This window comes from Bradyrhizobium sp. BR13661 (assembly GCF_029892425.1).
In the GTDB taxonomy this organism is placed as follows: Bacteria; Pseudomonadota; Alphaproteobacteria; order Rhizobiales; family Xanthobacteraceae; genus Bradyrhizobium.
Genome location: NZ_JARXWB010000025.1, coordinates 61,075 through 75,053 on the forward strand (window position 1 = coordinate 61,075; position 13,979 = coordinate 75,053).

The window sequence follows — 13,979 nt, forward strand, 5'->3', positions numbered from 1 at the left end:
TGTGGGCGCTTGCTGCTGGAGAGACCACGGTACAAGGAAGCATTCGATGAAGATGATCAAGGGACCTGCGATATTCCTGGCTCAGTTCGCGGCCGACACGGCGCCATTCAACTCCTTTGAGGAGATCTGCGGATGGGCCGCCTCGCTCGGCTACATCGGGGTTCAGATCCCGACTTGGGATGAGCGGCTCTTCGACCTCAAGAGGGCGTCGGAATCGCAGGACTATGCCGATGAGGTGAAAGGGATCGCGGCGCACCACGGGCTTGCGATCACCGAACTCTCGACCCATCTCCAAGGTCAGCTCGTTGCGGTTCACCCGGCCTATGACGCCGCATTCGACGGCTTTGCCGCTCCGGAAGTGCGTGGCAACGCCAAGGCCCGAACCGAATGGGCCGTCGACCAGGTCAAGCGTGCGATCTTGGCCTCCAGGCGGCTCGGGCTCAATGCTCACGCAACCTTCTCCGGCGCGCTTGCCTGGCCTTACATCTATCCATGGCCGCAACGTCCGGCGGGCCTCGTCGAGGCAGCGTTCGACGAGCTCGCAAAGCGTTGGCGGCCAATCCTTGATCACGCCGACGAGCACGGTGTCGATCTCGCCTACGAGATTCATCCAGGCGAGGACCTTCACGACGGCATCTCCTACGAGATGTTCCTGGAGCGGGTGAACAACCACAAGCGCGCGAATCTCCTTTACGATCCGTCGCACTTCGTTTTGCAGCAGCTCGACTATCTCGACTACATCGACATCTATCACGAGCGCATCAAGGCGTTCCACGTCAAGGACGCGGAGTTCAACCCGACGGGCCGGCAGGGTGTCTATGGCGGGTTCCAGAGCTGGGTCGACCGTGCCGGTCGCTTCCGCTCGCTCGGCGATGGCCAAGTCGATTTCGGCGCAATCTTCTCGAAGCTCACGCAATACGATTACGACAGCTGGGCCGTGCTCGAATGGGAATGCGCGCTGAAGCATCCTGAGCAAGGTGCGCGCGAGGGTGCCGAATTCATCAAAAGCCATATCATACGGGTCACCGAGAAAGCCTTCGACGATTTCGCAGGCTCCGGCACCGACGATGCAGCGAACCGCAAGATGCTCGGCATCTCCTGAGCGGGAGGAACGTTATGGCTATCGAAGCAAGCAATGAAACTGGCGGTCATCGTCGCATCCGGCTCGGCATGGTCGGCGGCGGTCAGGGGGCTTTCATCGGCGCTGTCCACCGCATTGCCGCCCGCATCGACGACCAGTTCGAGCTGGTTGCCGGTGCGCTGGCATCCGATCCGGTTCGCGCCAAGGCCTCCGCAAAGGAGCTCGGCATCGCCGACGACCGTGCCTACGGATCGTTCGAGGAGATGGCGAAGGCGGAAGCTGCGCGTGCGTACGGCATCGAGGCGGTGTCGATCGTGACGCCCAATCACATGCACAGCCCGGTCGCGAAAGTCTTCCTGGAAGCCGGCATTCATGTGATCTGCGACAAGCCCCTCACGACGACCGTCGCCGAGGCCGAGGAGCTGGTGGCCCTGGCCAAAAAGACGGGCAGGGTTTTCGTGGTGACGCACAATTACACGGGATACCCCATGGTCCGGCAGGCTCGGGCCATGATCGCAAACGGCGACCTTGGCGAAATCCGGTTGGTTCAGGCCGAATATCTGCAGGATTGGTTGACGGAGCGATTGGAGGTCAGCGGTCAGAAGCAGGCGGCGTGGCGGACGGATCCAGCCCGGTCCGGCGCCGGCGGATGTATCGGTGACATCGGCACTCACGCTTACAATCTTGCCTGCTTCGTCACCGGGCTTGAGCTCGACGAACTGCTCGCCCAGCTGTCGACGTTTGTCGAGGGGCGACGTCTCGATGATGACGTCCAGATCCTTCTCAAGTGGAAGGGCGGCGCCAAGGGTATGCTGTGGGCGAGCCAGGTTGCCGTCGGCAATGAGAACGGCCTCACGCTGCGCGTCTACGGCAGCAAAGGCGGTCTCGAATGGGCGCAGGAGAATCCGAACCATCTGTGGTTCACGCCCTACGGCCAGCCCAAGCAGCTGCTGACCCGTGGCGGAGCCGGCGCGTTGGGCGAGGCGAGCCGCGCCACGCGCGTCCCCTCGGGCCACCCCGAGGGCTACCTGGAAGGTTTCGCAACAATCTATGCCGAGGCAGCGCGCGCTATCCGGGCGGCAATCGCCGGTGAAAAGCCGGATCCCGAGGTCATCTTCCCGACCGTTGAAGATGGGCTTGCAGGCGTGAAGTTCATCGATGCTGCGGTGAGATCCGCGGCATCCAGAAGCTCCTGGGTTCGGATGACGTGACCGCGCCGCCTTTAACTCGCCTCGAATTTCGATCGAGCGGATCTACCAGCGGATGACTTCCCCGCTACGAACGCTCTCATCGGCGGCAAAGATGATGCGGAGCGAGTTGATCGCGTCCTCGTGATGCTCGGACAGGTCAACCTCGCCACGAACAGCACTCAGGAACAGCCGCTGCTCGCGCTCGCATAACTCCTGATGGCCGGGTTCGTCTGCTGTCGAGATCATCTCGTCCGGCTTTGCAAAATGGCCATCGGCGCCGCGCGCCGCGTGATGGATGCGAAAGGCGTTGGTACGCGTGTGCGTGTCATGGTCCGCCGAATGCGCGGCCGCATCGGTGCTCTCTTTCGCGACCATCGAAACGCTGCCATCAGGGCCGATCAAGTCCTTCACGAAATGAGCGGTCTCGCTCATCATCGGACCCCAGCCGAGCTGGCGCAGTGAAGAGGAGGACGGGACGCGCCCCGTCCTCCTCCTCGGATCACTTCTTCATCGCCTCGATGATGGCGAAGCTGTAGGCGCCTTCGGGCTTCTTGGTGATGACGGGATCGGAACCGCCCGACATCAGGGTCGCCACCGTGCGCTCGTAGTCCTTGACGTCGAGCTTGCCGTCGGCGTCGCCGAGCAGCTTGTCGATCTCGCCCATCATCCGCTTCTGATCCTTCTCGGTTTATCTCAATGCACTCGACCAGGTCGCGGCCTTGCGCCGGTCATTCGATGCGTTGTTCGCGCAGTACGACTTCCTGATCACGCCGTCCGCCGCGGCGATGCCGTGGCCAGCCACCGAATCCCATCCTGCTGCCATCGACGGCCAGCCGCTCGGTTCGCGCGGCCGGGCGCTTGAGGTCCGGCGTCCCGCTTTCGAAATCACCCGCCCGAACGAGGCGGACGCCTCGTCCGATGACAACAGCTTTGGCCGATCATCGACCGGTACGTTCAACGCCGATGGGACAATTGCGTCACTGCGCGACCGGCAGCCGGAATACCCGTCGATAGTCCGCCGTCTACTGCGATGGTCTGGCCGGTGATCATTGATGCCTTCTCGGAGACGAGAAACGCAACCGCGTCGGCAACGTTCGCAGGAACTGAAATTCGGGGCAGCGGGCAGAGCGCTTGCAGCTCGTCGAATACGCTTGGGTTGGCTTCGAGGCGTGCGTTCCAGGCGCGGGTTCGGACAGTACCTGGCGCAACAGTGTTCACTCGGACGCCATGCGGCCCAAGTTCGACGGCCAGGCATTTTGTCAGATGGATCAACGCCGCCTTTCCGGCGCTGTAGCCCGGGAAGCCGTAAACCCCGAGTCCGTTGACGGTTGCGATGCTCACTATGCTTCCTTGCTGCGCAATCAGCTGATCTCGGAAAGCCTGAATGCAAAGAAATGCAGAGTCGAGATTGGCAGCGATGTCTTCACGCCAGGTGGCATAGTCCATCGTGAAGATCGAAGCTCCCTTCGCTCGGCCGACCGTGTTTACGAGAGCCGTGATGTTCCCGAGCTTCATTGCCGCGGCTGCTGCGGCGGAAACCGAAGCAGGATCGGTCGCGTCTACTTTGAACGAAACGGCCTGACCACCTTCGATGCGGATGTTGGAGCAAATTGTTTCCGCTCGCTCTTCATCTAGATCGACGCAGACAATGCCGAACCCATCGCGCGCGAGAGTTTGACAAATGGCGCTGCCGATATCTCCAGCGCCCCCCGTGACGAAAGCCCAGTTGATCATGTCTAGTCCTTTAATGTTGCGTGGGGTGAGGGGGGCGATGTTGCGCCCAAGGTCGCGTCGTCTCGAACCGAGATGACAGCTGCAAGACGCCGAGATCATCGAAACGCCGTCCGACGATCTGCAGCCCGACAGGAAGGCCCTCTGATGTGAATCCGCAAGGGATTGAGGCAGCCGGATTGCCCGACAAGTTGAATGGGTATGAGAACTCCGCCCAGCTCAACCAGTCCCAGGGGTGTTGCGGCCAGTGAGCGGGCTGCAGTCGATCCGCCGGAAATGCGGCGACGGACACGGAGGGTGTGATGAGGAAGTCCCAATTCTCGAAGAAGCGGTGTATGTCGACCGCATAGGCGTACTTCTTCAGCCGCATGCTCTGATACTCAGCAAGGGTGTAGGTCATGCCGGCGCGGATACAAGTCACGAACCCCGGATCCATCTTTGCTTCCCACTCGGGCAGGAGCGATGCATGACGGGCGGCAAAATGTGCCGGCCAGAAGAAGCGAGCGAGTTCTGGACCATGCGGGCCCCAGGCAGGCGTGATTTCCTCGACCGTGAGACCCAATTCGGCTTCGAAGACCTTCACGGCCGCAGAAACTAGTTCGGCGACCTCCCGGTCGACCCGCGCGTGACCGAGATCAGGACTGAAAGCGATGCGCAGGGGCCGAGGAGAAGTGTCATGCAGTCGGCCGGGATAATCCGCCGGGAGGGACTCCAAGCTTGTCTGATCCCATGGATGAGGTCCAGCCATCACCTTCAGCATCAGACTCGCGTCAGCGACGCTGCGCGTGATTGGCCCCAAGTGGAGGGTGTTGTCGCCGGCGGAGGGTGGATAGATTGGAACGCGCCCATACGTCGGTTTCAGCCCAAATACGCCACAGAAGTGCGCAGGCATGCGGATCGAGCCGGCGCCGTCTCCGCCCTGGTGAAGCGGCCCATACCCCGCAGCCGCCCCGACGCCCGCGCCCGACGAAGAGGCCCCGGCATTGTAGCCGTGCTTCCATGGGTTATGTGTGGTCCCGGTCAACGGCCCTTCGCTGACCCCTTTCCAACCAAACTCCGGCGTTGTGGTTTTGCCCAGGATGATCGCCCCCGCATCCCGCAGCCGTGCGACCATCGGCGTGGTGAAGTCCGGCGTTTTGCCCTTGCTTGTGAAGCTGCCGAACTCCGTCGGTAGTCCGGCGATTGCTTCGTGGTCCTTGATCGTGACCGGAATCCCGTGCAGGGGACCGGACCCTTCCCCTCTCATGAGAGCCCGTTCAGCTTCTCGTGCTTGGTCTAGAGCCATCTCCGGGGTCAACCGGGCAAAGGCATTTAGACGTGGCTCCATACGCTCAATGCGTTCGAGAATGGTTCGCACGAGCTCTACCGGGGACAGCGCTCGCGATTGGTAGAAACGCGTTAATTCAGCGGCGGATGCGAAACAAAGATCTTCGGCGTTCATACGACAATCAGCCCTTCTTCAAATTCCAGAAGACCGGCATGCCGTCGACCATACCGGTCAGATTTGAGCGATAGGCGGTCGGTTGGTAGTAAAACCCCAGCGGAATGTACGGCACATCCTCAAAGGCCTGTCTTTGCATCGAGTCGATAATCTTTTTCTGCTCGGCGATATCGGCTGTGTTCATGAAGGCGTCACGGTAGCCTTCCAGAGCAACGCTGGTCGGCCAGCCGGCGCCCGAGAAGCCGTTGGCGCCGATGCCTCTCAGGAAGGTGTGACTGATCGGGTTAAGCCCCAAGATACCGGAAGTATAATTGCACCAGACGCTCCAGCCGCCGTGGTCGACGGGCTGCTGCGAGTTGAGGCGGGGTAGCACCGTTCCCCAGTCCAGCGCTTGATAGTCCAGATTGACGCCGCTGCGCCGGAACATGTCCGCGGCGATTTCGCTCATCGCATTCAGAGATGGGATATCGGTGGGGACCAGAAATACGACCTTCTCGCCGTTGTACCCGGCCGCATGTAGCTCCTTCTTGACCTTCTCGATGCTGCGTGGCTGCTTGAGGACATCGAGGCCGACATCGCTGGCCGAGGGCGAACCCGGTAAGAAGAAGCCGACGTCGTCCTTCCAGAGGCTATGGTCCTCGCCTATTACAGCAGTCATGTAATCGGCTTGATTGACGGCGGCGAGGAATGCGCGGCGAATGGCCGGATTGTTGAACGGCGGCTGCAGGTGGTTGAACTGCAAGAGTGCAAGATAACCAGCCTTGTCTTTTACGTCGACGGTCACGCCGCGCAATGACTTGAGCTGAGGTAGAAGATCGGCAGTAGGCTGCTCCCACCAATCCATCTCGCCGACCCGAAGAGCTGCCGCGGCAGTGGACGCATCGGGCAAGGTGTGCCACTCGACGCGATCGATGTGAACGTTCTTCGCTCCTGCGGTGAAGCCTGGGGCCTCTTGCCGGGGGACATAGCCTGCGAACCGCTCATACACGGCGCGCGTGCCGGCCAGGCGCTCGTCGGCTCGGAAGCGGAAGGGACCACTTCCGATGATTTCAGCTACTTGCTTTGCGGGGTCCGTCTGGGCGAGACGCTCGGGCATAATGAAGCAACACCTTGATGGCTTGCCGAGCGCAAAGGGCAACGACGGAAACGGTTGCTTCAGCCGAAAGCGGATAACCTTATCGGTGGGGGCTGTCAGTTCATCTGTGATAGCGGCGAGCTGCTTGCCCAAGACATCAAGGCGCCACCAGCGCTCGATACTCGCCACTACATCCTTTGCGAGAACCGGAGTGCCGTCGTGAAAAATCAGGCCGTCGCGCAGGTTGATGGTCCAGCGTCGGCCGTCATCCTCCACGAGATGTCCGGCAACCATCTGTGGCTGGATAGTGAACGATGCGTCCATCCCGTACAGGGTGTCAAAGACCATCAGGCCGTGGTTGCGGCTCACCAGGGCTGGGCTTTGGACCGGGTCCAGTAGAGCCAAGTCCGACTGGGGGATGAATTTCACGACCTGTCGGCTCTGTGCTCGACTCACTGCGGGACTGAACGACGGCAGGATCGATGCGCCTGCGCCTTTGAGGAGGGTTCTGCGAGTGACCATGTCGTGCGCTCCGTAAATTCCTGAATTTTGATATAGCAGGGCGGTTAGTCGCAACTCGTGCGGTGCTGGCGGTTGCTGTTCCTCAAAAATAGGTCCTCATGGACCGCGTGATCCGATAATCATCGTCGACCACGTGTACGATCCTCCACTTGTCGAATGTCAAACAAGGGTGAGAGATACCAAGCGCCACCATGTCTCCCACTCTGAGCTGCGAACTCGCTGGTAACGTCATGTGGCAATGCTGATCATTCAGTCCCGTGACTGAGTGTCCTGGAGGGATCGGCAGAGGTCCCGCCATCCCGTTATTCGGTCGAAACCAGCTCAGCGCAACCGGTGGCTCATCATGGGAGATGTCGCGTTTGCCCAATCCAAGGATCGCCTTCTGTGGCTCGGGACGCGACTGGACGTAGCTCCAGACTTCGAGTGCCGGGCGGAGGCCCTCGTCGTTCCCGACGATGGTGGGGCTGCGCTCGCGAAGCCGCTCGAATGCGCGCGTGTACATGATGGCGTCGTGCGTGATGTAGCATCCGGATCTCAGAACCACGTGATGTGACCGACCGAGACGGGCTTGCTTGAGTTTGGCCGCCACGATGTCGAAATAGGATGATCCGCCTGCGCTTAAAATCGGCTCGTCCACTGAGAACAGATGCTCCGCTGCGCACCGCTCCGCGAGATCGATCATGCAGTCGAGAAACGCTTCGACCTTGGCAGCCGCCTCGGCTGGCTGAGGCGAATTGAGCAGGCCCTCGAAGCCTTCGATTCCCGCCAAACTAAGTCCGGCAGTTGCCGCAACCACGCGGGCGAGATCCAAAGCTTGAGCGACGGAGCGACACCCAGTGCGTCCGCCCGGATAACCCAGCTCGACCAGCACATTCACCGCTCGCGGCAATCGCATCATCGATGCTTGTCGCGCGATGGATTTGGCATTCTCGGCGTCGTCGACAAGGCAGTAGAACTCGAAATCCGGATCGTTGCGGATTTCCGAGAGAGCGAATTCGATGGCAGCGCGCCCGACAAGCTGGTTTGCCAGGAATATCCTGCTGTGGCCGAACGCTCTTGCGACCCTGATTTGATGCGTCGTTGATAGAGTAATCGCCCACGCACCGTCCGCAATTTGGAGATCGAACAGATCGGGCGCCATCGTCGTTTTGCCGTGAGGAGCGAACCGGACATTCTGAGCGCTCAAGAACCGCTTCATCCAGGCGCTGTTGTGCCGGAGCGCCGTTTCTCTGATGACGGCCACGGGTAAGGGGAGGTCTTCTCTCAGAATCTCCCAGCTCCGCTTGGGCACATCGTCGAGCAAGATGTTCTCGGAGGTTGGCGGAACGCCCTTTTCCCAGGGCGCCAGACCGGCCTGGGTGATCCCTCTTTTTGACTTGTTCATTGCTCTGCCTCTCGTGCGAAGCGCGCCTCAGTCGCGCAAGAGTCGGCGTCGTCCCGCATATTTCCGAAGACCCCCTCGGAAATGCCCGTAGTATCTGTCCGAAAGGCAATCACTGTCCCGCTCTCTGCTCTCCCCGAACGGTCGGTCGCGAGCGAGGTTACGAAGACGGTTTTTCCGTCAGGTCCGCCGAAGCAAGGCATCGTGGGCGCGGACACCGGCAAAGCTATGCTGTCGACGAGCACGCCGTCGGGTGAGAACCTGTTGATGCAACCCGCTGTCACGCCGGCACTCCAGTACAGGCCATTCACGTCAACGGCTGCACCGTCCGGAAGTCCGTCCCTCTCGGTGAGAACCGCGAACGACTTGGCCCGTCCGAGACGCCCAGATCGAGCGTCGAAGTCGAACGCGCGGATCTCGCCCGAGTTACTGCTCGCGCGACTATCGGCGTGATACATGGTTCGGGCATCGGGACTCCAAGCCAGTCCATTCGATACCTTGAGGCCATCAATGACACGTTCGCAGGAGCCGGTCGGGGTAATTCGGTAGAGGGCTCCGGAGGCCGCGCGTGGGATGGCGTCGTGCATGCTGCCAACCCAAAAGCACCCGTCCGGGCCGATCCTCCCGTCGTTCAGGCGGTTCGTCGTACGGTCAGGCTCAGGGTGAACGAGGAAATCGAGCGTCTCCCTCGAAGGATCGAACAGGTGGATCCCACTCCTCAGAGCGGCGATAAGGCGTCCATCCTGAGCGAAAGCAAGACTGCCGACCGCAGATGGCATGGCGTATGCGGCCGATCTTCTGGTGTTTGGGTCGAGCCAGTGAATCGACGGTGACACGATGTCGACGAACCAGAGGACGTTTCGGGTGGTGTCCCACACCGGGCTTTCACCGATCGCAAGATCAAAATCGATGAGTGTCTCGAAGCTGATAGTCACCGAAAAAGCCCCACTCGTGGATCTCGATGTGGTTCATAAATCTGAGTTTTGATATATCAAAAATGTAGATTTGTCTACCAATTGGCGAAATATTGCGAAATATGGCGTTTTTGATATGCCAAATGCTAATGACGCGGGCGCCGGCTTGCCTTTTGAGGAGCCATAGCCGCAGATGTTCGCCTTGAGGAAATGGGATCGAGAATGAGCGCGGATGTGATCGAGCCCGAGGCTGCGGACCAGGTCGCACGGGACAGCCTGTCGGAGCGCATCTACGCGCAACTGCGTCTCGAATTGATGATGGGCATGTATGAGCCCGGCGCGCGTCTGAACATCCGCGGGATCGCGGCAACCTCCGACATCTCGCCGACGCCGGTCCGCGAAGCCGTGATGCAATTGGTGCGTGAAGGAGCCTTGGAGCTAAAGCTCGGGCATCAAGCTCGAGTCCCGGTGTTGAGCGTGCGTGAATACATCGAAATTCGGGAAACCAGAGCGCCTTTGGAGCGTTTGGCGAGCGAGTTGGCTGCTGTGCACATAACTAAGGATGAAATCGCATCGCTGCGCGATCTGCACCGCCGCTTCGTCGAGGCCGAACGTGAAGGGAGGTGGAAAGACGCACTGGCAGTAAATCAGGCGTTTCATTTCCTCATCTATCGATGCAGTCAAAACGCGACTCTTGTCAGGGTGATCGAGAACCTATGGCTTCTGATCGGGCCGTTCATCAACCATCAGTACCCATTGGTGCAGCGAGCTCACATCGAGCTCCATCCTCACCTCCTCGTCATTGATGCCCTCGAACGACAATCGCCCAGCGAAGCCGGCGAGCTGATCGTGCGGGACTTGCGGGAGGGATCCTATCTTATTCTCTCTCATCTCGAAGACGAAAAGAGCAAGAAGCGACGAGGCCGGAAATCTCGAAGCGAAGGCGCGCATTCCCTCTCTGGAAAATCCCGAACCTCGTAAGCGGTCCGAACCGACGAAGCGCCTCGCCTGGGCGGTGGCGCGCGACGGCAGTCAAACTATGTTTGCGATCTTGGTTAGTTGGTTTCCACAACCGCGCATCATAACCCCGAGTCTGAAGAGGACCGTAAAGACCAATTTGCCTCTAAAGGCAGAGACTTGCGCTGAGATGGAAGACGCCCCGCAGCGCCATTACGATCTGGCCCAAATGTTGCTCCGGGTGTGATGTTTCTATAAAAATATCATACTTGGGGAGTGCTGGTCTTGGCTAAGGGGCATCGCGGGAGGATGCGGTCTCGGCGTACGTTCGATGCCGGCCCCGCCGTTCTGTTCGGCGGGCTCATCGCCGCTAACGTAGCTGCGTGGGCCTGGGCCTTCGCGCTGTTCGCCGATCGGCCCGCGGTGATGGCGACTGCGCTGCTCGCCTGGGTGTTCGGCCTCCGCCATGCCGTCGATGCCGACCACATCGCCGCGATCGACAATGTCGTGCGCAAGCTGATGCAGGCAGGCGGTGCGCCGCGGAGCGTCGGCCTCTATTTTGCGCTCGGCCATTCCACCGTGGTCGTGGTCGCGACCATGTTGCTGGCGCTGGGCGTGGTGAGCCTTGGCGGTGACAGCTTGCTCAAGGATATCGGCGGGCTGATCGGCACGTCGGTGTCGGCGATGTTCCTGTTGGTGATCGCGGCGATCAATCTCGCCATCTTCGCCGGCCTGTGGCGGACGTTTCGAAAGGTGCGCGAGCAGGGCGTTCATGACGCCGAAGGCCTCGATGCGTTGCTCGTCCATCGCGGATTCCTGGCGCGCCTGCTCGGTCCGATGTTCCGCCTGGTGACGAAGCCATGGCACATGTATCCGCTCGGCGTCCTGTTCGGGCTCGGCTTCGATACCGCGACAGAGATCGGCTTGCTCAGCATCTCCGCGACCGAAGCCGCGCGCGGCGTATCGTTCGCGCATGTGCTGGTGTTTCCCGCGCTGTTCGCGGCCGGCATGGCGTTGGTGGATACCGCGGATTCTGCGCTGATGGTCAGCGCCTATCGCTGGGCCTTCGTCGATCCCATGCGCAAGCTCTGGTACAACCTCACCATCACCGGCGCGTCCGTCGCGGTGGCGCTGCTCATCGGCGGCATCGAGGCGCTCGGCCTGATCAGCGACCGCCTCGGCCGTTCCGGAGGTGTGTGGGCGATGGTCGATGCGCTGAACGGGTCGCTTGCAAATGTCGGCTTCGCCGTGATCGCACTGTTCGTGATCGCCTGGCTCGTCTCGGTCATGCTGTATCGCCGCGTGGCTTCGGATGGCCATCGCCGCGCCGTGCTCGATGCGTTGGAATGTGCCGATGCGACCGAGCCGGCTTGAGCTCGGCCATCGCTGGGGTGCGCTGACGATGCTTGCGGCCGTCGCGCTGCTCGCGGACGATGGCGGTGCTATCGCGCAGGACAGAACCACCCACGAACTGCCGCCTGTACAGGTTACGGGCGGCGGGACGTCGCGTCCGCGCAAGAAGCCGCCGACGTCGTTTCGCGCGGCCACATCAGGCCCTGCTGCTCGCCGAATTCTTGTGTATCCGGCCGCGCGAGCAGCGGAAGCGGGCGGCGTCGCGTCCGGCGCGAAGGGCGCGCCGAGCATGGCGAGCGAGCTCACTGTCTCCGGCGAGGCGCTCAACGCGCGGCCTTTCATCCGGCCGGGCGAGGTGCTCGAAGCGGTGCCGGGACTGATCGTCACCCAGCATTCCGGCGAAGGCAAAGCCAACCAGTATTTTCTGCGCGGCTACAATCTCGACCACGGCACCGATCTCGCGATCACCGTCGATGACGTCCCCGTCAACATGCGCACCCACGCGCACGGCCAGGGCTATGCCGATCTCAACTGGCTGATCCCGGAAACCATTTCCGCGATGGACGTGCGCAAGGGGCCGTACTTTGCCGACGAGGGCGATTTCGCCTCGGTCGGCAGCGTGCATATCGGCTTGATCGACCGCACCGAAAAGGGCCTTGCGCAGGTGACGGTCGGCGGTTTCGGTTACCGCCGCCTGCTCGGCATGAATTCTGCCAAGCTCGGTGACGGTTCTTTGCTCGTGGCCGGTGAGATCGGCACTTACAACGGCCCGTGGGACAGTCCGGACAATGTGCGCAAGCTCAATGGCCTCGTGCGCTACAGTCAGGGCACCGCGACCGACGGCGTCTCCGTCACCGGCATGGCTTATGCCAACAAGTGGAATTCGACCGACCAGGTGCCGCAGCGTGCGATCGCGGGCGGTTTCCTGGACCGCTTCGGCTCCGAGGATCCGACCGACGGCGGCAACACCAACCGCTTCGCGCTCTCAGGCCGCGTGGCGCAGAGCGACGATCTCGGCTCCTGGAAGGCGAATGCCTATGTCGTGAACAGCCGGCTCGATCTCTTCAACAACTTCACCTACTTCCTCACCGATCCCGTGCTCGGTGACCAGTTTCACCAGCATGACGACCGCCTGATGCTAGGTGCCAACATCTCGCGGACGCTGAACGGCTCGTTCGCTGGCCTGCCGATGCAGACGACCTTCGGCCTGCAATCGCGCTATGACGCGATCGACCTCGCGCTCTCCAGCACGTTCCAGCGCGGCTTCCTCTCCAATGTCCGCAGCGACAAGGTCGGCGAGGGTAGTGTCGGCGTCTATGCCGAAAACACGGTGCGCTGGACCGACTGGCTGCGGACCACCATCGGCTGGCGCGGCGATTATTACGCCGCCGACGTCACCTCGCTGTTCAATGCCAGCAATTCCGGACATGTCGATGCAGCGCTCGGCAGCCCGAAATTCCGCTTGGTGCTGGGCCCGTTCAGCCAGACCGAATTCTTTTTTGGCGCCGGATATGGCATGCATTCAAACGATGCGCGCGGCGCGACCACGACCGAAGACCCGAGCGATCCCGCGACAAAGCTCTCGCCGTCGCCGCTGCTGGTGCGGACGCGGGGCGCGGAGGTCGGCGTTCGCAGCAGGATCGTTCCCGACCTCGACTCGTCGCTCAGTCTCTTCATCCTCGACCAGGATTCCGAGATCCTGTTTTCGGGCGACGCCGGCGACACCGAAGCCACGCGCGCCAGCCGCCGCTACGGTTTCGAATGGACCAACCATTACCGGCCACGCTCCTGGATCGACATCGATGCCGATCTTGCGATGACCCATGCACGCTTTCGTGGATATGACAGCGACCAGGCGACGGCCTACGCCTCGCTCGCCGGCTATCCAGAGGCGCAGATCGGCAACGCGCCCGGCAACTACATTCCGAACGCACCGCCGATGGTGGCATCCGCCGGCCTCACGCTCGGCGAGAAGACCGGCTGGTTCGGGGCCTTGCGCTGGCGCTATCTCGCTTCAAGCCCGCTGACGGAAGACAACGCGTTCCGATCGTCCGCAATCAGCATCTTCAACGGCCGCCTCGGCTATCGCGCCGACAATGGCTGGCGCATCCAGCTCGACGTGCTCAATCTCTTCGACATCAGGGCAAACCAGATCACCTACGCCTATGGTTCTCTGTTGAAGACTGACTCGCTCTATAATCTCTGCGCCTCGGCCGCGGCGCCGACCGCAGTGTGCCAGAACGGCGTGAAGGATTACGTGCTGCACCCGGTCGAGCCGCTGACGTTTCGCGTGACCGTGGCCGGGACATTCTAGGAGCGGAGTGTGATGCAGCC

11 protein-coding genes and 1 pseudogene are annotated in these 13,979 nt (G+C 61.4%); 5 read left to right on the top strand and 7 right to left on the bottom strand.

The features are described from left to right. Window positions 1–46: 46 nt before the first annotated feature. Both M2427_RS31135 and M2427_RS31140 read left to right on the top strand, forming a co-directional pair. A complete protein-coding gene (locus M2427_RS31135) occupies window positions 47–1,102 on the top strand; it encodes a sugar phosphate isomerase/epimerase (protein ID WP_280710634.1) in 1,056 nt (351 codons plus the stop codon). Window positions 1,103–1,116: 14 nt separating this feature from the next. Beyond that, entirely contained in the window at window positions 1,117–2,292 is a 1,176-nt protein-coding gene (locus tag M2427_RS31140) for a Gfo/Idh/MocA family oxidoreductase (protein WP_280710635.1), read from the top strand. A 42-nt stretch (window positions 2,293–2,334) separates the two neighbouring features. On the opposite strand, the gene M2427_RS31145 is transcribed toward M2427_RS31140, so the two are convergent. From M2427_RS31145 to M2427_RS31175, 7 genes and pseudogenes are all read right to left on the bottom strand, one after another. After that, window positions 2,335–2,646, bottom strand: a complete 312-nt coding sequence (locus M2427_RS31145) for a hypothetical protein (RefSeq protein ID WP_280710636.1) — start codon at window positions 2,644–2,646, stop codon at window positions 2,335–2,337. Between the two features lie 124 nt (window positions 2,647–2,770). Continuing rightward, window positions 2,771–2,959, bottom strand: a pseudogene (locus tag M2427_RS31150) (ABC transporter substrate-binding protein); the annotation flags it as partial. A gap of 266 nt (window positions 2,960–3,225) precedes the next feature. Continuing rightward, window positions 3,226–4,005 carry an SDR family oxidoreductase gene (locus M2427_RS31155; RefSeq protein WP_280710637.1) on the bottom strand — a complete coding sequence of 260 codons (780 nt, stop codon included), beginning with the start codon at window positions 4,003–4,005 and terminating at the stop codon, window positions 3,226–3,228. Window positions 4,006–4,015: 10 nt separating this feature from the next. Beyond that, window positions 4,016–5,443 carry an amidase family protein gene (locus tag M2427_RS31160; RefSeq protein WP_280710638.1) on the bottom strand — a complete coding sequence of 476 codons (1,428 nt, stop codon included), beginning with the start codon at window positions 5,441–5,443 and terminating at the stop codon, window positions 4,016–4,018. Between the two features lie 7 nt (window positions 5,444–5,450). Next, window positions 5,451–7,040, bottom strand: coding sequence for an ABC transporter substrate-binding protein (locus tag M2427_RS31165; protein ID WP_280710639.1), 1,590 nt, complete (start codon window positions 7,038–7,040; stop codon window positions 5,451–5,453). Between the two features lie 82 nt (window positions 7,041–7,122). Further along, a complete protein-coding gene (locus tag M2427_RS31170) occupies window positions 7,123–8,424 on the bottom strand; it encodes an amino acid deaminase (protein WP_280710640.1) in 1,302 nt (433 codons plus the stop codon). Next, complete coding sequence (locus tag M2427_RS31175) at window positions 8,421–9,356, bottom strand: SMP-30/gluconolactonase/LRE family protein (protein ID WP_280710641.1); 936 nt, start codon at window positions 9,354–9,356, stop codon at window positions 8,421–8,423. Before M2427_RS31175 ends, M2427_RS31170 begins: the two co-directional genes overlap by 4 nt. A gap of 201 nt (window positions 9,357–9,557) precedes the next feature. Here M2427_RS31175 and M2427_RS31180 point away from each other — a divergent pair, with 201 nt between their 5' ends. From M2427_RS31180 to M2427_RS31190, 3 genes are all read left to right on the top strand, one after another. Then, complete coding sequence (locus tag M2427_RS31180) at window positions 9,558–10,316, top strand: GntR family transcriptional regulator (RefSeq protein WP_280710642.1); 759 nt, start codon at window positions 9,558–9,560, stop codon at window positions 10,314–10,316. A gap of 285 nt (window positions 10,317–10,601) precedes the next feature. Beyond that, complete coding sequence (locus M2427_RS31185; RefSeq protein ID WP_280710643.1) at window positions 10,602–11,666, top strand: HoxN/HupN/NixA family nickel/cobalt transporter; 1,065 nt, start codon at window positions 10,602–10,604, stop codon at window positions 11,664–11,666. Beyond that, a complete protein-coding gene (locus M2427_RS31190) occupies window positions 11,647–13,959 on the top strand; it encodes a TonB-dependent receptor (RefSeq protein WP_280710644.1) in 2,313 nt (770 codons plus the stop codon). Before M2427_RS31185 ends, M2427_RS31190 begins: the two co-directional genes overlap by 20 nt. Window positions 13,960–13,979: the final 20 nt, after the last annotated feature.

What these genes read in the sequence shown, in the direction of transcription:
- M2427_RS31135 (WP_280710634.1), top strand. Translation starts at nt 47, where the DNA reads ATGAAGATGATCAAGGGACCTGCGATATTCCTGGCTCAGTTCGCGGCC.
- M2427_RS31140 (WP_280710635.1), top strand. Translation starts at nt 1,117, where the DNA reads ATGGCTATCGAAGCAAGCAATGAAACTGGCGGTCATCGTCGCATCCGG.
- M2427_RS31145 (WP_280710636.1), bottom strand. Translation starts at nt 2,646, where the DNA reads ATGGTCGCGAAAGAGAGCACCGATGCGGCCGCGCATTCGGCGGACCAT.
- M2427_RS31155 (WP_280710637.1), bottom strand. Translation starts at nt 4,005, where the DNA reads ATGATCAACTGGGCTTTCGTCACGGGGGGCGCTGGAGATATCGGCAGC.
- M2427_RS31160 (WP_280710638.1), bottom strand. Translation starts at nt 5,443, where the DNA reads ATGAACGCCGAAGATCTTTGTTTCGCATCCGCCGCTGAATTAACGCGT.
- M2427_RS31165 (WP_280710639.1), bottom strand. Translation starts at nt 7,040, where the DNA reads ATGGTCACTCGCAGAACCCTCCTCAAAGGCGCAGGCGCATCGATCCTG.
- M2427_RS31170 (WP_280710640.1), bottom strand. Translation starts at nt 8,424, where the DNA reads ATGAACAAGTCAAAAAGAGGGATCACCCAGGCCGGTCTGGCGCCCTGG.
- M2427_RS31180 (WP_280710642.1), top strand. Translation starts at nt 9,558, where the DNA reads ATGAGCGCGGATGTGATCGAGCCCGAGGCTGCGGACCAGGTCGCACGG.
- M2427_RS31185 (WP_280710643.1), top strand. Translation starts at nt 10,602, where the DNA reads ATGCGGTCTCGGCGTACGTTCGATGCCGGCCCCGCCGTTCTGTTCGGC.
- M2427_RS31190 (WP_280710644.1), top strand. Translation starts at nt 11,647, where the DNA reads ATGCGACCGAGCCGGCTTGAGCTCGGCCATCGCTGGGGTGCGCTGACG.